Here is a 21389-nt window from a genome sequence, read left to right as displayed (position 1 = left end):
TCCAATCATTCGTGAAACAGCCTCTTTTAGTCATAAATCAGAGGCCAATTTTACAATTTGACTGATCAGAATTTCCTTTTCTGATGTGCGCCGTCGGTTTCCGACATGAACATGTAAGCAAAACCATTCGAACTAATGCTGCTTTTTACGTTTCAGTACGGACTTTCGGTTTTGAGTACACACTTCAAATCCAATAATCTGATTTTATTAGATGACTATTCATTAAAACCATGAACAAACTTATGAAAAAAACCATGAAAGCGGGAAGATGTACACATATACCTCTTCCAAGACAATGCAAGCGGACTCTGATGCTGGCACTCGTGTTAACATTGGGGTTTTGTTCCTCAAACCTTTTAGCAGCCGGCTTGTCGTCAGCTTCGGCAGCCAGTATGGCTCCAACTGACGGAGAAAAGACCGTGATCGGTAAAATTACAGATGCCTCCGGTAATCCTATACCGGGAGCAACTATTGTGATCAAAGGTCAGAAGACCGGTACTGTTACCGATATGGACGGTAAATTTTCACTTAAGGCTCCATCCAATGCTGTTTTGAAAGTGTCATTCATTGGCATGAAGGCCCAGGAAGTTGCACTTCAGGGACGTTCTTCAGTAAGTATATCACTTGAAGACGAATCTGTAAGTCTGAATGAAGTTGTAGCCATTGGTTATGGTGTTCAGAAAAAGAAACTGGTTACCGGTGCTACGGTTCAGGTAAGCGGTGACAACCTCCAAAAACTTAGTACAACCAATGCATTCACAGCCTTGCAGAGTCAGACTCCGGGTGTAAATATCGTACAAAACTCTGGTCAGCCGGGTGATGGATTTAAAGTGAATATTCGTGGTATCGGTACGATTGGCAATTCCGCACCATTATATGTAATTGATGGAGTAGCCGGTGGTGATATTAATAGCCTGAACCCTTCGGATATTGAATCAATTGACGTATTGAAAGATGCGGCATCTTCAGCAATTTATGGTACACGTGCTGCGAATGGTGTTGTGTTGGTAACCACAAAGCAAGGGAAAAGCGGTAAAGTACAGGTAACATATGACGGATATTATGGCGTTCAGAATGTATATAAAATGCCGTCGTTGCTTAATGCTCAACAATACATGGCAATTGAGAATGAGGTAGATTTTAACGAAGGAATTTCTGCACGTAACTGGAAAGGTATTTTAGGCTCAAAGTACAGTTCTGTAATGGATGGAACATGGAAAGGTACAAACTGGCTGGAAGCTATCCGTAATAAAAATGCGCCTACTCAGAATCACGCATTTAATCTTGTGGGCGGTAATGATATTTCTAAATTCTCATTAGGTGTCGCTTATACAAAGCAGGACGGTATATTTGGTGATCCTGTAGCTTCAGGCTATGAACGTACCTCTATCCGCCTGAATTCAGATCATGTGATCTTAAAAGCAGCAAATAGAGATGTGATTAAACTGGGTGAAAATGTGAATTATAACTATTCTGTGAAAAATGGTATTGGGTTAGGTAATCAATATTGGAACGATATTTCCAATATGTTGAGAGCAATGCCGATTATGCCAATTTTTAACGATAAAGGAGGTTATTTTGATAATGCTGATAAAACAGCGATGGGACTTAATTCATACGATGCTCAGGCAGCAAACCCCATTGCTTCAATGGTATATCAAAGAGGATATAATAAATCGAAAAGCCATAACCTGAATGCAAGTGCTTATTTACAAATTTCTCCGATCAAGAATTTAGTGCTTAAATCTCAATTCGGATATAAAATGAGTGCAAGCAGTTATCGTTCATATACTCCGGTCTACAACTTGTCAACCACCGCTGTTAATACTGTATCTTCTGTAAATCAAAGCGCAAATTTGGGTTGGAGCTATACTTTGGATAATACTGCTGATTATAAGTTTGCAATCAACAACCACCATGTTGATGTCTTAGCCGGACAATCTCTTGAAAAATGGGGTATGGGCGAAGGCTTATCAGTAACAAATGGAAATTTGTTGTTTGATGGGTTTGAATATGCATATCTTGCAAATACGCAGGGAATTGCTGCTGGTACAACTAAAATTGATTCAAATACGGGCCCATGGGGACAAGGTGGATTAGCTTCTGTTTTTGGACGTATCAACTATGATTGGAATGAAACATATATGTTGACATTGATTCTGCGTAGTGATGCTTCTTCAAACTTTGCCAGTGGCAAGCGTTGGGGCTATTTCCCATCTGTTTCTGCTGGATGGGTAGTGTCAAATGAGAAATTTATGTCGCCAACTAAAAGTTGGATGGATTTCCTGAAACTGCGCGCAAGCTGGGGTCAGAACGGTAACTGTAATATTTCTAACTTCAACTACATAGCGCTGATATCTTTTGATCAATCAGCTAAATATTCGTTTGGTAATGCTAAGGAAAGCCAGTCAACCGGCGCTGTTCCCTATAACCTTGCGAATCCTGATGTTACCTGGGAAAAATCGGAACAGTTGGACTTCGGTTTTGATGCCCGCTTCCTGAATTCCAGATTAGGTGTGAATTTTGACTACTATGATAAGACCACAAAAGGTTGGCTTGTTCAAGCACCCATTCATCCCTACTTTGGCGTTAATGTAGCACCATATGTAAATGGTGGTGATATTACCAATAAAGGGGTAGAAGCAGTTATTTCATGGAACGATCATGTAGGTAAAGATTTTACTTATGGCATAAATGTGAATGGAGCTTATAATAAAAATAAAGTTACCCGGATTGCTAATTCAGAAGGTATCATTAATGGATCTACTAATGTTTTAGCTCAGGGAACAACATATATTTACCGTGCTCAGGTGGGTTATCCTATAGGGTATTTTTATGGATATAAGACCGCTGGCGTATTCCAGAATCAGGCAGATATAGATGCTTGGAAAGCTGCCGGAAACGGAATTCTACAATCGAATGTACAGCCGGGCGATTTGAAATTTGTTGATCTGAATCATGACGGCCAGATTACTGATGCCGACAGAACAAAAATCGGAGATCCAAATCCTCATTTCAATATGGGTTTAAGCTTTAATCTGGGGTATAAAGGATTTGATTTTACAGTTGCCGCTCATGGTGCTTTTGGTATGCAGATTGCCAAAAATTATCGTCAAACATCAAGATCTGATAATTACACAACCGAGGTATATCAACGCTGGCATGGTGAAGGTACCTCGAATAAATGGCCTCGTTTAACCTCAAATACGAATGCTAATTACATGTACCTTTCAGATATTTACATGGAAAATGCAGATTATTTGAAATGTCAAAATATTACATTGGGATATGACTTCAAAAAGTTATTCCCCAAGATGCCATTGCAACAGGCTCGCTTGTATTTCACAGCACAAAACTTGTTTACAATAACAGGTTATTCCGGAATGGATCCAGAAGTCGGATCATCTGGCGGAGCTGATAGTTGGGCATCAGGTATTGATATCGGTTATTATCCAAGCCCACGGACTTATTTGGTTGGTGTAAATCTTAAATTTTAATTGTATTCGATTATGAAAAAATTGATATATAATGTAATAGCAATTGCTTCTGCGGCTTTGCTTATGTCTAGTTGCGAGAGCTTTCTGGATACTAAAAACCTGACTCAGGCTACTACAGATAACTATCCGCAAACCGCGGATCAGGCAAAGCAGGTGGTAACTGGTATCTATAACCCGTTATCGTTATGGAATGCAAATCCCCAAATGTCTTTCCTGTATATCTCACAATTAGCATCAGACGATTGTCTCGGTGGTGGTGGTGAGAACGATAAACTGATGCAGTCGGAAGATTTGCTGATGAACAATGGTACCAATATGTTGCTCACTTTTTGGACGGATACTTACAAAGGTGTTCAACGTGCAAATACGGCTATCGAAACTTTAGGAAAATGTACAGGCTATGCCAGTGACGATCAAAAGAATCAATTACTTGGTGAAGCTTATTTTTTGCGTGCGTTTTACTACTATCAACTGGCTTCTTTGTTCGAAAATATACCATTGACTACGAGTTCGGCGGCAACAGAATTGCCACAGTCTGCTCCCGATGCTACATGGGGTCAGATTATTTCCGACCTGAAGCAAGCGATTACTTTGATGCCCGCCAAAAAATTCGGAAGTGGATGGGTGGAATCAGGTCATGCCGATAAATGGAATGCAGAAGCAATGATGGGTAGAGCTTTCTTGTTTTATACCGGCTTTTATAACAAGACAGACGTTACATTGCCTGATAATTCAAAAGTCACAAAAGCTGATGTTGTTACCTGGATCGACGACTGTGTAAATAATTCAGGTTATTCATTGGTTCCGGATTATCGTAACCTTTGGGCTTATACTAACCGCTTAACGGTTAATGATTATGCCTGGACAAAAGGAAAAAAAGGAGTGGATGGTAAAGCTTTGAAGTTTGTTGAGGATGATAATGCAGTTAATCCGGAAGCGATGTTTGCTATCAAATTTTCAAAATTTGCTGACTGGGGTACCACTATCGGATATTCAAATGGATATGCTCTTCACTTTGGTGTTCGTGGTGCTCAGGATTATGCAAAAACATTTCCGTTCGGTCAGGGTTGGGGTGCAGGTCCTGTAGCTCCGAATTTATGGAGTGATTGGGCAACTGCCGAACCCAACGACACTATTCGTCGTCCGGGTACCATATGCAATATTCCCAATGAATTGACTAACTATACATACGGAGGATGGACTGATTACGTTCAGGAAACAGATTATTATGCAAAAAAATGGGCACCTATTACGGCTAAAACGGGAAATTCAGCTAATCCTTATTCATCTTTCGATGCTATTATGTACAGCTACACGGCACAAGCTACAAACATGCAGTTGTGGAATATTCATGATTTGGTTTTGATGCGTTTTGCCGATGTTTTATTGATGCAATCGGAACTCAAGGGTGACGTTGCCGGTATTAATAAAGTGCGTGCCCGTGCTAAATTACCTGCTATTGCAACTTATAGCCTTGCCGCTTTGCAAAATGAACGTCGCTGGGAGCTGGCTTGCGAAGGTGTTCGTTGGAATGATATTCGTCGTTGGCATATCGCAGAAACTGCTCTGGCTGCACAAACAGGCCAACCTGTTTATTACAAAGGCAAAGCAGAAACCAATGTGACATCTCACAATGGTGGTGGATATGCAGCAAGATATAAAGCAACCAACGGATTTTTCCCGATTCCGGATACAGAAATATCGTTGTCAGGCGGTAAATTCAAACAGAATGCAGGATGGGGCACGACAGCCTCTGAATATGCAGGATGGAAATAATGAGGATTGTTAAATGACTTAATTATCAAATGACTATGAATAAAATATTAAATATAGCCTTTGCATTGGCGTTTGCAGTCCTGTTTGTGGCCTGCAACCCGATAGAGAAAGATTTTGGCACAGGCGAAGTTGTTACTTCTGCTGATCAGCTTAATGTGACTATTACGCCGGTAATGTTTAAGACGTATAAGACGAATAAATACAAAGTGCAATGTAAGAGTCCTGTTGTATGTAAATGGAGTACAACGGCATCTTATATCAGCAATGATACGACCGTATTGATTTTGGGTAAAGGTTCCCAAAATATTAAATTGACAGCATTAGCTGCTGATGGCTCTTTGGTCACAAAAACGTATAGCGTAACTGTGGATTCGATGTACTATCCGGTTCCTCCTCAATGGGGCTATTTGTGTGGCTCCAGCTCTAAAACATGGGTGTGGGCTACTGATGTAACAGGAACGGCATTTCCGGGAGCTGCAGCTGGCAAATGTTATGGTAATGGCGGCTATTTGGCTAATAACTCACCGGGTTGGTGGACTTGTGGTCTTTCGGATTTGACAGGCTGGGGCGTTGCCAATGATAAAATGACATTTAGCCTGGATGGAGCATCTATGACCTTAGTTACAGGTAATAGTCAAACAGCAGGTAAAGGCCTGGCAGCCGGCACTTACGGAGGAACATTCAGCTTTGATATGTCTAAAACAAAAGCAAGTTCAAGCCCTCCTTCAGCTACAAACAGTAGTACCTATGCAATCGGACAGCTAACTTTAAGTGGTGTAACTGTAAGCTTGGGCTTTCAGCCTAATGTGTCGGGGTATCCATCTATTTATACCTATGATATTTTGTATCTTGACAATAATATCATGGTGCTGGAAGCTCCCGAACCTTCTACTACAGGAGCCTGGGGTACAGCTTGGTTCTGGGTATTCAAACGTCAGGGATATTCTTTCTGATGAATTACTTCAAAAGTAAATAAGTCAAACGAATTATCTTGAATATTTGAATTGTTCAAAGACAATATAGAAAAACAGGTGTTCTTTATGTGATTATTAAAAGAAGACGGGACGTATGTGCCCGCCTTCTTTTTGTCTTATTGGGGTTACAATGAATTATTGGTTACAAAAATATAGTGATGTTGGTGTTGTTGCAGAGATAACGGGTTTGATGCCTCAGGGGAAAGTTCATGAATTTCAGGTGATGCTACATGTTTCTCCAATTGAAAGTAATTTTTCCCGGCAACTGCAGAATTTGAGCAAAGGTCTTTCCGAACTTACCAAAGAAACTCTTTTTGGTGGAGCTCAACCCGTCTTTGCCCGCTGCTTTCTGAGTGATGCGTCCAATCAGTATGATCTGGCAAAGCCGGCTATGGATAATCTGCTGGATTGTCCGGTGAGCTACGTGCAACAACCTCCATTGGATGGAAGTAAAATTGCAATTTGGTTGCAGTTGGAGACCGATGTTTTGTGCCCTGATGAACTGACAGATGGATATGAACGTAATGGTTACGTGCATTATTATTCTGTTTTCAATTCAAGTTTTTTAGGCAAAACGGAATCGTCGTACACTCAAACGCATTTGTTACTGAACGCGTATGAACGAAAACTGGATTTGGCTGGTTGCTCAATTGCTGATAATTGTCTGAGAACCTGGTTTTTTGCCCGCGATATTGATTGTGACTACAAGGGAGTAGTGGAAGCTCGTAAAGAAAATTTTCAAATTAACGGCCTGACTAAAGATACCCACTACATAGCAAGTACGGGCATTCAGGGCGGTGCGGCCGATTATCGCACAAAAGTGTTGATGGATACTTATGCGATAAAGGGTATTGAAAAAGAACAGATTCGTTATCTGTATGCTTTGGACAATATGAGCCCCACGTATGAATACGGAGTTACTTTTGAACGTGGAGTGAGCGTCGATTTTGGAGATCGGAGAAGAGTGCTGATTAGCGGAACCGCCAGTATTGATAAAAGTGGAAAAATATTACACGAAGGTGATATTGAAAAGCAGGTTTCGCGTATGTTGGACAATGTACAGGCTTTATTGCATGAAGCTGATTGTGATTTCGGCGATTTAATGCAAATCATTGTTTATCTTCGTGACGTGGCTGATTACCAAAACGTAAAAAAACGATTTGACGAGCAATTTCCTCAAGTGCCAACAGCTATTGTGTATGCTCCCATTTGCCGCCCGGGATGGTTGGTGGAAATGGAATGTATTGCAGTGAAGGAAATTCAAAATCCTCAATTCAGAGACCTATAACTGATGCTACCAAGCTTCTTGAAGTCAGCCTTAATCAAATTGTGAATAAAAAATTACTTTGCATATTATCTGCTTTGATTGTGCTTGTGCTTGCGGGTGCAACAATTTTTGAGCGATTTTATGGAACAACCACTGTTATGGACTTATGCTACCATAATTGGTGGTTTGTTGCATTATGGGCATTGCTTGTCGTAGTTGTAACTATTTCGTTTATCCGCAATGGGAAAATGTCTTTCTCGGTTTGGATATTACATTCTGCAATCATTTTTATTGTAGCCGGAGCGCTGACTACTTTTATTTTCGGAGAGAAAGGCACAATTCATCTCAGGCAAGGCTTGCCTGCCAGATTCTTTTTAGATAATACCTCTTCAGATTGTTATTCTCTCCCTTTTGCAATGATTCTGAATCGGTTTGAAATAAAATATTACGACGGGACAACACGTCCAGGAGATTACGTGAGCAGATTAACGATTGTGGATCGGAATGGCGAAAAACAGGAAGCCGTCTCGATGAATAATGTGCTGTCGTATAGAGGTTATCGCTTTTTGCAGGGCTCATATGACGATGATAAACAGGGTGTCGTTTTGCTCGTCAATCATGATCCATGGGGAATGTGGCTTGTCTATTTTGGGTATTTGTTATTCTCGGGAGGCATTATGTTGAACCTCTTTCTTCGCGGAGGAAAGATCAAACAATGGCTTACCAATTTGCAATCAAACCGGCAGTCGATCCCGTTTCTTCTGGGAGCTTTTGTAATTGCCGGAGTTATCGTGCCTTCGTACGTATTATTACGTATGAGTTATAGTGAAAAATACTTACAGCCGGTTTTGCAATCATTCTGGCTGAAACCGCATGTGTGGTGTATCGCAACAAGTTATACCCTTTTTGTTTTGGTAACGCTTAATTCGTTTGTGGCTTGCGTGTGCCGAATGAGAAAATCATGGCTGGAATTAGAGAATCTCAGAATGATTTCCAAATTGATGCTTTATCCGGCTATCGCTTTTCTTGGAATCGGGATTTGCTTGGGCTCGGTATGGGCGAACGAGAGCTGGGGTGCTTATTGGTCGTGGGATCCCAAAGAAGTCTGGGCATTAATTACGTTCATTGTTTATGCTTTAGCCATTCATGACGAAAAAATAAAATGGCTGCAAAATCCCTTGAGCTTCCATCTTTGCCTGTTCTTTGCGCTGATTTCTGTGATCATGACATACTTTGGTGTCAACGGTTTTCTGGGTGGGATGCACAGTTATGCAAGTTGAAAACCAGGAGAAATGAAGATAAAGTTGTCGATTGAGAACTTTGTTTTGTGAATGATAATTTGTTCCTTTGAATTTGTAAATCTTAGCGGTGATTTTGACCAAACGTTGAAATGACAGCCAAAAAAAATATACCATGAATAAAGTCCTGAAGTATTCCGGGTGGGTACTTCCATTCAGTTTTGGAATAGCCGTTTGGTTGTTTTTTGCGCTCGCATACAGCCACCATCTTCATTACCAGGAACAGTTTCAGATGTTCCTTTTTACGTCCGACTATTGGAGCGATTTGATGAGCCGCCCCGGTGGTTTGGCTGATTATCTCGGGACTTTCTTCACTCAGTTTTATTATCATTCGTGGCTCGGTGCTTTCATTATAGCACTGTTGTTGGTTTTGCTTCAGCAACAGGTCAGCTTTATCTCTTCCAAACTAAAGAATAATTCGCTTCTTTATCCATTGACATTTATTCCGTCAATCTTCTTTTGGGTATTATTTTGCGATGAAAACTATTTGCTTGCATCACTGATTGCCGTGATGCTGACCCTGTTGGTAGTTCAACTCTATTTTTACCTCAGGCATCCCTGGATCAGAATAGTTGTTGCCGCGACGATGTTGCTTGCTTTGTACTGGCTGGTCGGAGGCGTTTTCTGGATTTTTGCATTGCTCTGTATTTGTGTGGAATTGTTCTTCTTTAAGCAGTTGACAAAACTTCAGTGGATTGTGCTCATTGCATTATTTGTGGCTTGTATTGCGGTTCCACCGTTTCTTACCAAGCAATTTCTGCAATATCCTCTCTCAAGATTATGGTGGGGAATCAGCTATAACCGTTATTCTACAGTTTCAACGCTTCCTTTGTTGCTGGCATGGATCAGTATTCCTCTTGTTTCACTTATGTTCTTGTTTCCAATTAAATCTATGGGAGCTAAGCAGGAGCTTTTCTGGTTATGTATCGAAATAGTTATACTTGTAATTATCGGTAGTGGGTTTGTGCGCCATTCTGCAGATTGGGCAAAAGAGGAGATTATGGCTTACGACTATAATGTAAGGATGCAAAATTGGGATAAGGTGATTGCAATGGCCGACCGAAAAGCGCCTGATTCTCCACTCTCGGTTGCGTGCCTTAATCTGGCTTTAAGCAAGGAAGGAAAGATGAATGACAACATGTTTCATTACTTTCAAAATGGCCCGGAAGGTTTGCTGCCGTCTTTTAAACGTGATTTCACGGTCCCAATGATGGTGTCGGAAATTTATTATCACCTTGGGTTTCTCAATACGTCCATGCAATATGATTTTGAAGCCATGGAAGCGATTCCTGACTACAAAAAAAGCAGTCGCGCGATTAAAAGAATGGCCGAAGTCAACCTGCTGAATGGCGAGTATAAAGTAGCTGAAAAGTATCTGCACATGTTGCAACATACTCTTTTTTATCGTAGTTGGGCTGATGAGGCCATGCAATGTATTGGCAACGAAACGAGGATGGACGCAAATCCCGAATGGGCGCAATTGCGTAAGTATCGCATGAAAGAAGATGTCTTGTTTAGTGAAGAACAAAAAGATCAGATGCTCGGACTGTTATTCGTGAATTGTAAAACCAACCGGATGGCATATGAATACCTTATTGCATATACATTGCTCAACAAAGATCTTAATCACTTTGTTCAATATTTTCCTTTAGGAAAAACTCTGAATTATAAGGAAATTCCGGTTCATTATCAGGAGGCCTTACTTGCTTTCTGGGCCGGTTCGGGTCGCAAAATGTCGGACTTTCCATGGCCGGTGAGTCAGACTGTTGGAGAACGTTTTAATAACTATGTTCGGTTAAGTTCTTCCGGCGGATACGCAGAGGAACAAATTAAAAATCTTTACTCACAAACCTACTGGTATTACCTTCAATGCAGAAAATAAATACGGTGATTATGAAACGAACATGTTTAGCATTATACGCAAAAACGGATGAACAAAGTCATGTGAGTTCCATCCTCCCTTTAAAAATCAATTTTGTACGGATGAAACGCAATTTAGTATATCTATTTCTTCTTTTAGTTCTTCTTTCTGCCTGTAACGAATCGGTAAAATCTCCTGTGATGGTTAATACCAAACCATTGCTTTATCCCGACTATACAGATGTAACGGTTCCCGCTACCGTTGCACCGCTTAATTTTACCATCACCGCAGAGAAGTACGATCGGATTGATGTTGTCGTTTCCGGGGTTAACCACGGCGAACTGCACGTTCAGAGTAAAGATATTATTCAATTCCCCCAGAACGAATGGAAACAATTGTTATCCGATAATAAGGGAAAAGATTTGAAAGTGGCGATTAGCTTAAAACAGGATGGGAAATGGAAGCAATATCAGCCGTTTGCCATTCATGTTAGTAGTTATCCAATCGATTACGGACTGGTTTACCGAATGATTGCTCCGGGCTATGAAGTGTATAGTAAGATGGGGATTTATCAACGCGACCTTTCTTGTTTTGATCAGAAAGCGATTGTCGAAAATACTTTGGTTACAGGTTCCTGTGTGAATTGTCATGCCTTTAATAAGAATAATCCGGCCGAGATGAATCTACACGTCAGAGGAGCCAATGGCGCTACCATGTTGCTTGTAAATGGCAAAATGGAATTATACACGACAAAAACCGACAGTACCATTTCGTCGTGTGTTTATCCTTATTGGCATCCATCCGGAAAATATATTGCCTATTCTGTCAATCAAACCCGACAGGCATTTCATGTGGTGCGAAACGAACGGATAGAAGTCTTTGATCAGGCATCGGATGTGGTGGTTTATAATTTAAAAACCAATCAACTGACGACTTCACCATTGCTTAAAACATCCGATTTCGAAACTTTCCCTGTGTTTTCTCCCGATGGAAAAACGTTGTATTTTTGTTTGTCGAAAAAGCAGGATATTCAATCCAATTACAAAAAAATCAAATATAGTTTGTGTAAAATAGCTTTTGATCCTGCTACTGGAAAATTCGGAAATAAGATTGATACTGTGATTTCTGCTACCAAGACAGGCAAAAGCATCTCTTTTCCACGGCCATCTTTTGATGGTAAATATCTGATGTACACCCAATCGGATTATGGCAATTTTTCAATTTGGCATCGTGAAGCCGACTTGTATTTGCTTGACTTAAAAACAGGCGCAAGTCGTCCATTGACTGAAGTGAACAGCAATAATACCGAAAGTTTTCACGACTGGAGCAGCAACTCTCACTGGTTTGTTTTTAGCAGCCGCAGAGGCGACGGATTGTATACCCGGCTCTATATCGCATCGATCGATGATAAGGGCAAAGTGTCGAAGCCTTTCTTGTTGCCACAAAAAGATCCTCGTTTTTATGATGCCTCTTTGTATTCATACAACGTTCCGGAATTCGTAACAGCGCCAGTCAGGGTGAATGCTAATGAGCTGGAAAAAGGATTGTTGAAGAAAGACAGGAAGAAAATGATTTACGCAAAAGAATAAACATATGAAGAATACAATAAAGTGGGGAATTCTGGGAACCGGATGGATTGCGCGCAAATTTGCGGATGCCCTTCAGGTTGCTGACAATTGCGAACTATATGCCGTGGGTTCGCGAACTAACGAGAGTGCTTTTCAATTTGCGGCAGATTATCACCTGAATGTGGCATACGGATCGTACGAAGAGCTGGTGAAAGATCCGCAGGTGGATGTGGTTTACATAGCAACGCCGCACAATCTTCATCTTGAGAATACATTACTTGCCTTGGATAACGGCAAACATGTATTGTGTGAGAAGCCGATGGGAGTAAATGAACAGGAAGTAACCCGTATGATTGCAAAAGCAAAGGAAAAGAATCTGTTTTTGATGGAGGCTCTCTGGAGTCGGTTTTTGCCGCATATTATCAAGACAAGAGAACTGGTTGAAACTGGAGCCATCGGTAATGTTAACCTGCTTACAGCGACTTTTTGCATCCGATCGGAGAATGGTCCTGAACATCGTCATTATAATCTGGATTTGTGTGGCGGAACCGTTCTCGATATCGGAATCTATAACATTTTCCTGTCGCTTTTCCTGTTTGGTAAGCCCGACAATGTTTCTGCTACTGCAACGCTGAGTGATCAGGGTGTTGATACAAATTGCAGTTATTCTTTTACTTATCCAGATAATAAACTCTCAGTGATGTATTCCTCTTTTCTTGCAAACCCTGAGGTGGTTGCGGAGATTCACGGAACGGAAGGAAAAATTTCACTTGAGCATCTCTGGTTTTGTCCGGGCAAGATAACACTGACAAGGAAGAATGGTTCGGAAGAAGTAATTTCTTTTGATATAAAGAAAAATGGCTATGAATTCGAGGCCGAAGAAGTTGCCAGATGCATTCTTAACGGACAAACTGAAAGCAATTTGTGGAGTCATAATGACAGCTTGCTGTTAGTGTCAACGATGGATGACATCCGCAAGAAGTGTGGTATTGTGTATCCTCACCACGACCTGTGATTCAAAATCACGCCCGTAAAATCGGAGTCGGGTTAAAATTATATTATTGGTAGACCATTTTCGTCTCCAATCAACAGAACTGGCTGATACGATCTGAATATTTCGTATCAGCCTTTTTTGATTCTCGCTATTTTTCCATAGAATTAAAAAGAATATTCGGGTTATATTGTTGTCTTAGAACGATATGCGCTTAGTATTTAGGTGTTCGTTTTGTGTGAGGTTAAGAAGTGCAAATCGAATGGAAGAACACGGATTTTACCATTTGATTTGTTACGCTAAGAAAGTATTAGGTTTTGATAAAATTGTACTTGAAACAATAGCTTGAAATAAGCTACTTTTGTGTGAATAATTAGTGGTTCGAAAAGCAACCAATAAGGATACTAAGAACCATTAGCTACGAATAAGAAACATTGTATTAGCCTTGAATATTCCTGTTTTAGCGATAGAATATCAGTAACCATGAAACGAACATGTTTTCAAGAGCATTCACTAGTATGATAATGCCACAACATGGAGTTCCATATGTCCTTAGACAAGAAACTTATTATCATATGAAACGAACAATATTACTTCTTTTTTTGCCTCTATTTGCCTTATATGTAAGTGCTCAACCGGCTTTGCGACTTCCGTCCATTATTGGCAATCACGCCGTTTTGCAGCAATCTTCTTCCGTTAAACTATGGGGCTGGGCTCCCGGTACCTGGCCGGTAAAAATATCTTGCAGCTGGAATCCGACAGACACAATTTTTGCAAATCCCGGCAAAGATTGTGCATGGAATGCATCTGTAAACACTCCAAAGGCCGGAGGTCCATACAGCATAACTTTTATCAGCGATCAACAAAAGATTGTAATAGACGACATCCTCACCGGTGAAGTGTGGTTGTGTTCCGGACAATCGAACATGGAATACAACTTTTCATGGCCGCAAGGAGTCCTTGATGCCGGGGATGCGGTAGCCAAATCTGCCAATAAATCGATCCGTTTTTTTCAGGTAGCCCGTGGATACAACAATTTTCCGCAAACTAATTGCGAAGGAGAATGGAAGGTCTGCTCTCCTGAAACAGTAAAAGGGATGAGCGTGGTCGGCTATTTTTTCGGGAAGAAACTGAATGAGGTTACCGGTAATCCGGTTGGAATGATAGCTTCCTACTGGGGAGGAACCTGTGTACAGGCATGGATGCCCGGTTTTGTGCTTGATAAAGATCCGGAACTAGCTAAGACAGCGGCTAAAACCCAACCGGTTAGTTGGGCTCCCGTAGAATCGTCGGTCATTTATAATGCGATGATATATCCGATAGTACCCTACAAAATTGCAGGGACAATTTGGTATCAGGGAGAAGCCAATACCGATAATCCCGAAGATTACGGAAAGCTCTTTTCGTCGATGATAAAAGGATGGCGTCAGGTTTACCAGAATGATTTTCCGTTTTATTTCGTGCAAATTGCACCATGGAGCGGCTACGGTGGTATTAATGCCGCTTTGCTTCGTGAACAGCAGGAGGCTACTCTGGCTTTGCCCAATACGGGTATGATAACGGTAGGTGATTTGGTCGATAACATCAAGGATATTCATCCACGGATTAAAAAAGAAGTGGGTAATCGTTTGGGAAATCTTGTGCTGAAAGAACAATACGGAGTAAAAGACCTTCAGCCATATTTCCCTTGTTTTGTAGGTGTAACGATTTCGAAAAACAAGGCTTTTGTCAGTGTGAAATCATTGTCCAGACTTAGCTGTAAGGGAAAGGAGATAAAAAGTTTTCAGATAGCAGGTGCCGATAAGAAATTTTATCCGGCAACGGCAGTGGTAGATAAAAAAGGGGACATAGTTGTGAGTGCAAAAGAAGTTGCGGAACTGGTAGCCGTACGTTATTGTTTTACCAATGACGGGGTTCCTAATTTGTTTGATTCGAACGGTTTGCCTTTGATGCCGTTCAGAACCGATAAATGGTAAAATTGCTATGGGTAAAAAGATATATAGTTGTTTATTCGTGTTTTTAATGCTTTCTATGCCAATGAATGCAGTGAATAATTTTGTCAGGGTAACTGACGGGCAATTGACCCGAAATGGAAAACCATACCGTTTTATTGGAATGAATTATTGGTATGGTTCGTTGTTGGGAATGAAAACCGGAGACCGTGCCCGTTTGGGGCGTGAACTCGATTTTCTGCAAAAACAGGGAATCACTAATTTGCGGGCAATGGTCGGCGTCGAAGGTATCTCAAAAAACGATTCGCATCTCAAATTCCCGTTACAGCCAAAGCAGGGTGAATATGATGATGCTGTCCTGGATGGGCTCGATTACTTCCTTGCCGAAGCAGCAAAACGGCATATTACGGTCGTTCTTTTCTTATCGAACAACTGGGAATGGTCGGGCGGTTTTGCCCAATACCTTGAATGGAACGGGAAAGGCGCTTATCCTTATCCGAGTGAAGCGGGGTGGGGCACATTTATAAATTTTGTTGGCAAGTTCTATAGCTGCGATGAATGTAAGGAAGCTTTCAATCGTCATTGCAAATATATCATCAGCCGCACCAACCGTTACACAAACAAGCCTTATACCGAAGATCCTACCATCATGGCATGGGAGATTGCCAACGAACCTCGTCCCGATGGAGCACAAAATAAAACAATTTATAAACAATGGATCGGAGAGGTGTCGCATTATATCAAATCGCTTGATAAAAATCACTTGCTTACGGCAGGGACAGAGGGCGAAAAAGGTACGGAAGAAGACATTGAACTGTGGAAAGACATTCATAGTTTCCCAGATGTGGATTATACAACCATTCATATCTGGGCAAAAAATTGGAGCTGGATGGATTTTTCCGATTTCGACAGAACGTTCGCTATTACCCGCGAAAAGATGAAGAAATACGTGCTTGATCATGCGCTTATAGCCGATCAACTCAACAAACCGATGGTGATTGAGGAAATTGGCTTTCCCCGCGACGGCCATTTGTTCGATCCTGCAACATCAACGACTCATCGCGATCAATATTTTGCCGACCTGTTTGGTTTGTTCAATAATAAATTGAAGAGCCTGCAGGGAATCAATATCTGGGCATTTGGTGGAGAAGGGCGAGCTTCGGATACCAATTATAAATGGAAAAAAGGAGATCAGTTTGTGGGTGATCCACCACAGGAAGAACAAGGCTTGAATAATGTTTTTGATACGGATAAAACTACTCTGGAACTGATCTTTAAGTGCAATCATAAATTGGCGAAACCTGTTCGGTAGAAAAGTAATCCGTCAAGGCGTTGTAAAGTATAGAATGTATCTTTGTCATTCAATTTTAAAACGAATGATCAAATGAAAAAACGAATGAAAAACAGTTTACTGATTCCATTTTTATGTGGAGTGTTGTTGTTGAATGTAACGGGTGCTTTTGCTCAAAATAAAACGACTGCCCGTTATAAAGTGTTTCTCGGAAATGATCCGAATGTGGAATATATCGGACGCACGGCTCAGAATAACGGATCTGTCTCGTTTGATTGGACGGGAGTGCATCTGAGAACTCAGGTGACAGGCGGTTATCTGGCTGTGAAGATAGGCGACACCAGAGGCGATTATTACGATCTTTTTGTAGATAGCAAACTTGCGAAAACGTTCAAAGTGACCCGGGATACGGTTGTTGTGCTTGTCTCGAAAGCAACTCCGGCGGCACATCAGGTGATGTTGTACAAACGTACGGAAGGTGAGCAGGGAACAGCCACTGTTTATCAGTTCATGACAAATAAAAACGGAGGGTTGAAGAAATGCGCCGGAACTCCTACCCGTAAAATAGAGTTTATCGGCAATTCAATTACCTGTGGTTTTGGTACCGAAGTGACAGACGGGAAGGCTCCTTTTTTGCCGTCAACAGAGAACAGCAACCATAGTTACGCATCGATTGTTTCAAGATACTTTAATGCTGATTATCATTTAACAGCACATTCCGGCCGTGGCGTCGTGCGGAATTATGGAGACAAAAATCCTATGTCTAATCCTGCTACGACCATGCAGCGATTGTTTTTTCAGACTTTCGATATTAATCCGGCGGCAGAATGGGATTTCTCAAAGTGGAAGCCTGACGTAGTGGTCATTAAGCTCGGAACCAATGATTTGAGCAATCCGGCAATAGCACCGACAGAAGACCAGTTCGTGAAAGGATATCTTGCTTTAATTGCGTCCGTTAGAAAAGTTTACGGTGATATTCCGGTGATTTGTATGACATCGTGCATGTCGGGAGAAACACTTTACCAGTATGTGCAACACGTTGTAAAAGAAAGCAATGATAAGAATGTCCATTTTGTTGGGTTAATGCCTTCGTTGCTTAATGTAGCTACAGATTTCGGAGCATGTATGCACCCGAACTATGAAGGACAAAAGAAAATGGCCTCTATACTTATTCCTCACCTGTCCACCATTTTGGGTTGGCCAATGACCAATAAGGTGGTTGAGTAAATCTAATATCAATTGTTGAAAATAAATTGAAATGAAAATCCGACTGATTCCTGCAATCCTGAGTATGATGTGCGTAACGATGCCCGCAATGGCTAAATCGGCTACTGTAGACGCGAATGCGACTAAAGAAACAAAAGCCCTGTTTGCTAACCTTAAAAAGATAGCATCCAAAGGGTTCATGTTCGGACATCAGGACGATGCTTTGTACGGAGTCGGTTGGAAATATGATGCGGGACGCTCGGATGTAAAGAGTGTTTCCGGAGATTATCCTTCCGTATTTGGTTGGGAATTGGGAAATATTGAACTTGAACATTCGCATTCTCTTGATTCGGTATGTTTTGATACAATGCGCCTTCGGATTAAGGAGGTTTATAAACGTGGCGGAGTCAATACAATTAGTTGGCACGTCAATAACCCGCTGGGAGGAAACGCCTGGAATTGCAATACGACAGAAGCCGTGAAGAGCGCTTTGCCCGGAGGCTCGAAAAACGCTTTGTTTCAACAATGGCTAAATCGTTTGGCAGCTTTTCTGAAAAGCCTTAAAGATGATAAAGGCACTCCTATTCCTGTTTTGCTCCGGCCTTATCATGAGCATACAGGAGCATGGTTCTGGTGGGGCAGCAAACAGTGTACCGTACAGGAATATACAGCTCTATGGAAGTATACGGTTAATTATCTGATTAAAACAAAGAAGCTTCATAACTTACTTTTTATCTACTCTCCGGCTTCTGCACCGGATGCAGCACAATATTTTGAGCGTTATCCGGGCGATAATATGGTGGACGTGTTGGGAGTTGATATTTACCATTATGGTGGAGAACAGGCAACAAGTAAGTTTATTAATGAAGTACACAATACATTGAATTTTATGACAGCTGCTGCTGCCGCAAAGAACAAAGTGGCAGTTTTAAGTGAAACCGGCATCGAGTCACTGCCTCTTAAAGACTGGTGGACAAATGTGATTTACAAAGCGATATCCGGAAATCCGATTGCATATTTTCTGGTTTGGAGAAATGCATGTGATAAACCCGGACACTTTTATGCACCTTATCCGGGTCAGGCAAGTGCAGATGATTTTATTCTTTTCAAAAATAAAGCTAACGTGATTTTTGAAAGCAAGCTGCCTCCGATGTATAAGTAAGTACCCAAATAAGACCCATCTAATCAAATAATATAATAAAAAGAACCATTGAACATGAGCGAATTTCAAGCTTCTCTGAACCACCTGATGCAACAACACGAGTCTTTGTTGTCGAGCAAAAACGAACCAATTGGTCATTATGGATTATTACAACGTTATAAAAATCCGGTTTTAACAGCAGATCATACTCCCATCACATGGCGTTATGACCTGAATCCGGCCACCAATCCGTTTTTAATGGAGCGGATTATGATGAATGGCGTGTTTAATGCCGGAGCCATTAAATGGAATGGTAAGTATATTGTGGTTGCCCGAGTTGAAGGTGCTGACCGTAAATCCTTTTTTGCAGTGGCCGAAAGTCCTAATGGCGTGGATAATTTTCGCTTTTGGGAACGACCTGTTACGATGCCGGAAACTGAAGAACCGGATACGAATATTTATGATATGCGTTTGACTGCTCATGAGGATGGCTGGATTTATGGCGTGTTCTGTAGCGAACGAAAAGATCCGAACGCTCCTGCCGGCGATCTTTCTTCTGCCGTAGCTGCTGCTGCAATTGCCCGCACCAAAGATTTCGAGACCTGGGAACGTCTGCCCGATCTTAAATCGAAAAGCCAACAACGTAATGTGGTGTTGCATCCTGAATTTGTGAATGGTAAATATGCATTTTATACCCGTCCGCAGGATGGTTTCATTGATGCCGGCAGCGGAGGTGGAATTGGTTGGGGACTGGTAGACGATATTGAACATGCCGAAGTGAAGGATGAAACTATTATAGATCATCGCTACTACCATACCATCAAAGAGCTTAAAAATGGAGAAGGTCCACATCCTATTAAGACATCAAAAGGCTGGCTCCATTTGGCTCATGGTGTAAGAGGTTGTGCTGCCGGTTTGCGCTATGTGTTGTACATGTACATGACCGATTTGGAAGACCCGACCAAACTGATCGCATCTCCGGGTGGTTATTTTATGGCTCCCGAAGGAGAAGAACGTGTGGGCGATGTTTCCAATGTTTTGTTTTCAAATGGTTGGATTGCCGATGAAGACGGAACAGTATTTATCTATTATGCTTCCTCAGATACCAGATTGCATGTGGCTGTTTCTACTGTTGAAAGGCTGGTAGACTATTGCCTGAATACGCCGGTTGACGGGCTTCGGTCTGCGACTTCCGTAGAAACTATAAATAAATTGATTGATAACAATAAGATTATAGATTGATTGGTGAACGGACATTCTCTGTGCATGGGCTAACAACCCATGTATGGAGCGTGTAGCTTTCAATGAAGAATGCTATTTGTTATTTAAAATCAAAATTATTTACAAATGAAAATACAAACTAAACTCCTATTGCCGGTGCTGTTTTTACTGGCACTTTATCCCTTGCAAGCACAAAAATTTCAGGGATTGGCTAAAACTCCTCCGATGGGCTGGAATAGCTGGAATAAATTTGCTTGTGATGTGAGCGAGAAAATGATTCGGGAAGAGGCAGATGCTATGGCGGCTTCAGGGTTGAAAGAGGCCGGTTATCAATATATTGTGATTGACGATTGCTGGCAGGTGAGCAGGGATAGTCTTGGGTTTATCGTTCCTGATCCGCAACGTTTTCCATCCGGAATTAAAGCCTTGGCTGACTATGTTCATTCTAAAGGCTTAAAATTCGGCATCTATTCTTGTGCCGGAGATAAGACCTGTGCCGGTCGTCCTGCCGGTCGGGGACATGAGTATCAGGATGCTTTGATGTATGCAAAATGGGGCGTCGATTATCTGAAATACGATTGGTGCAACACCGGTAAAATGAATGCGGAAGAGGCTTATTCCACTATGCGCGATGCTCTTTTTGCTGCGGGAAGACCAATTGTTTTCAGCTTGTGCGAATGGGGCAATAATAAGCCCTGGCTATGGGGTGCAGCGGTTGGACATTTGTGGCGGACTACCGGAGATATTTATAATTGCTTCGATTGCAAAAAAAATAATGGTAACTGGTTTGCAAATGGAGTGCTTCAAATACTTGATATGCAAAATGGATTACGTAAATTTGCGGGGCCTGATCACTGGAACGATCCCGATATGCTCGAAGTTGGCAATGGAATGCCGGCAAATGAAGACAAGGCTCATTTTACCATGTGGTGTATGTTGGCAGCTCCTTTGATTGCAGGGAATGACTTGCGCAATATGTCTCCTGAAACCAAAGCAATACTCACCAACAAAGAAGCAATTGCCATCAATCAGGATACACTTGGTATTCAGGGATTCAAATTTGCTGCGAAAGATAGCGTGGAAACCTGGATGAAGCCACTTTGCGGAGGCAAATGGGCCGTTTGTTTGCTGAACCGTTCTAAAGTATCCCGTTCGGTTGATCTTGACTGGAAATCCATGTCCGTGACGGACTCTCTTAGCCAGCGAGAATTCAATACATCTAAAGAGATATTCAAAATAAAAGATATTTGGCAAAACAAAGAAGGTGGTGATACCCGCAAGCCGTTAAAAGCGGTGATCCCGACTCACGATGTTTTGTGCCTGAAATTGTACAGAAAAGAATAACC

Annotated in this window: 14 protein-coding genes; all 14 read left to right on the top strand. The window is 41.6% G+C overall.

All coding sequences use genetic code 11. From position 1 onward, the window contains the following. The first annotated feature begins 230 nt into the window (after positions 1–230). A complete protein-coding gene (locus F8N35_RS08605; protein ID WP_293051374.1) occupies positions 231–3497 on the top strand; it encodes a TonB-dependent receptor in 3267 nt (1088 codons plus the stop codon). Between the two features lie 12 nt (positions 3498–3509). Further along, positions 3510–5273 (top strand): RagB/SusD family nutrient uptake outer membrane protein, encoded by a 1764-nt coding sequence (locus F8N35_RS08600; protein WP_293051371.1) that lies wholly within the window; start codon positions 3510–3512, stop codon positions 5271–5273. Between the two features lie 35 nt (positions 5274–5308). Continuing rightward, on the top strand, positions 5309–6226 hold the full coding sequence (locus tag F8N35_RS08595; protein ID WP_293051368.1) for a hypothetical protein: 918 nt from the start codon (positions 5309–5311) through the stop codon (positions 6224–6226). Between the two features lie 151 nt (positions 6227–6377). Further along, positions 6378–7535, top strand: coding sequence for a Rid family hydrolase (locus F8N35_RS08590; RefSeq protein ID WP_293051365.1), 1158 nt, complete (start codon positions 6378–6380; stop codon positions 7533–7535). A 137-nt stretch (positions 7536–7672) separates the two neighbouring features. Continuing rightward, a complete protein-coding gene (ccsA, locus tag F8N35_RS08585) occupies positions 7673–8794 on the top strand; it encodes a cytochrome c biogenesis protein CcsA (RefSeq protein ID WP_293051362.1) in 1122 nt (373 codons plus the stop codon). 133 nt (positions 8795–8927) lie between these two features. Further along, complete coding sequence (locus F8N35_RS08580) at positions 8928–10694, top strand: DUF6057 family protein (RefSeq protein ID WP_293051359.1); 1767 nt, start codon at positions 8928–8930, stop codon at positions 10692–10694. A 101-nt stretch (positions 10695–10795) separates the two neighbouring features. Further along, positions 10796–12262: a hypothetical protein gene (locus F8N35_RS08575; protein ID WP_293051356.1), complete on the top strand. Its 1467-nt coding sequence runs from the start codon at positions 10796–10798 to the stop codon at positions 12260–12262. Positions 12263–12266: 4 nt separating this feature from the next. Further along, positions 12267–13256, top strand: a complete 990-nt coding sequence (locus F8N35_RS08570) for a Gfo/Idh/MocA family oxidoreductase (protein ID WP_293051353.1) — start codon at positions 12267–12269, stop codon at positions 13254–13256. 551 nt (positions 13257–13807) lie between these two features. Further along, positions 13808–15208: a sialate O-acetylesterase gene (locus F8N35_RS08565; protein ID WP_293051350.1), complete on the top strand. Its 1401-nt coding sequence runs from the start codon at positions 13808–13810 to the stop codon at positions 15206–15208. 46 nt (positions 15209–15254) lie between these two features. Continuing rightward, positions 15255–16496, top strand: a complete 1242-nt coding sequence (locus tag F8N35_RS08560; protein ID WP_293051347.1) for a cellulase family glycosylhydrolase — start codon at positions 15255–15257, stop codon at positions 16494–16496. Positions 16497–16568: 72 nt separating this feature from the next. Continuing rightward, positions 16569–17702: an SGNH/GDSL hydrolase family protein gene (locus F8N35_RS08555; RefSeq protein ID WP_293051344.1), complete on the top strand. Its 1134-nt coding sequence runs from the start codon at positions 16569–16571 to the stop codon at positions 17700–17702. A 31-nt stretch (positions 17703–17733) separates the two neighbouring features. After that, positions 17734–18843 carry a glycosyl hydrolase gene (locus tag F8N35_RS08550; RefSeq protein ID WP_293051341.1) on the top strand — a complete coding sequence of 370 codons (1110 nt, stop codon included), beginning with the start codon at positions 17734–17736 and terminating at the stop codon, positions 18841–18843. A 54-nt stretch (positions 18844–18897) separates the two neighbouring features. Beyond that, complete coding sequence (locus F8N35_RS08545; RefSeq protein ID WP_293051338.1) at positions 18898–20064, top strand: glycosidase; 1167 nt, start codon at positions 18898–18900, stop codon at positions 20062–20064. 105 nt (positions 20065–20169) lie between these two features. Then, entirely contained in the window at positions 20170–21387 is a 1218-nt protein-coding gene (locus F8N35_RS08540; protein WP_293051335.1) for a glycoside hydrolase family 27 protein, read from the top strand. Positions 21388–21389: the final 2 nt, after the last annotated feature.

The organism is Paludibacter sp. (genome assembly GCF_009712605.1).
Taxonomy (GTDB): domain Bacteria; phylum Bacteroidota; class Bacteroidia; order Bacteroidales; family Paludibacteraceae; genus Microbacter.
This window is presented reverse-complemented; position numbering and strand designations above follow the sequence as displayed.

Coding starts and splice junctions, on each gene's coding strand:
- F8N35_RS08605 (WP_293051374.1), top strand. CDS start 231: ATGAACAAACTTATGAAAAAAACCATGAAAGCGGGAAGATGTACACAT.
- F8N35_RS08600 (WP_293051371.1), top strand. CDS start 3,510: ATGAAAAAATTGATATATAATGTAATAGCAATTGCTTCTGCGGCTTTG.
- F8N35_RS08595 (WP_293051368.1), top strand. CDS start 5,309: ATGAATAAAATATTAAATATAGCCTTTGCATTGGCGTTTGCAGTCCTG.
- F8N35_RS08590 (WP_293051365.1), top strand. CDS start 6,378: ATGAATTATTGGTTACAAAAATATAGTGATGTTGGTGTTGTTGCAGAG.
- ccsA (WP_293051362.1), top strand. CDS start 7,673: ATGGACTTATGCTACCATAATTGGTGGTTTGTTGCATTATGGGCATTG.
- F8N35_RS08580 (WP_293051359.1), top strand. CDS start 8,928: ATGAATAAAGTCCTGAAGTATTCCGGGTGGGTACTTCCATTCAGTTTT.
- F8N35_RS08575 (WP_293051356.1), top strand. CDS start 10,796: ATGAAACGCAATTTAGTATATCTATTTCTTCTTTTAGTTCTTCTTTCT.
- F8N35_RS08570 (WP_293051353.1), top strand. CDS start 12,267: ATGAAGAATACAATAAAGTGGGGAATTCTGGGAACCGGATGGATTGCG.
- F8N35_RS08565 (WP_293051350.1), top strand. CDS start 13,808: ATGAAACGAACAATATTACTTCTTTTTTTGCCTCTATTTGCCTTATAT.
- F8N35_RS08560 (WP_293051347.1), top strand. CDS start 15,255: ATGCTTTCTATGCCAATGAATGCAGTGAATAATTTTGTCAGGGTAACT.
- F8N35_RS08555 (WP_293051344.1), top strand. CDS start 16,569: ATGAAAAAACGAATGAAAAACAGTTTACTGATTCCATTTTTATGTGGA.
- F8N35_RS08550 (WP_293051341.1), top strand. CDS start 17,734: ATGAAAATCCGACTGATTCCTGCAATCCTGAGTATGATGTGCGTAACG.
- F8N35_RS08545 (WP_293051338.1), top strand. CDS start 18,898: ATGAGCGAATTTCAAGCTTCTCTGAACCACCTGATGCAACAACACGAG.
- F8N35_RS08540 (WP_293051335.1), top strand. CDS start 20,170: ATGAAAATACAAACTAAACTCCTATTGCCGGTGCTGTTTTTACTGGCA.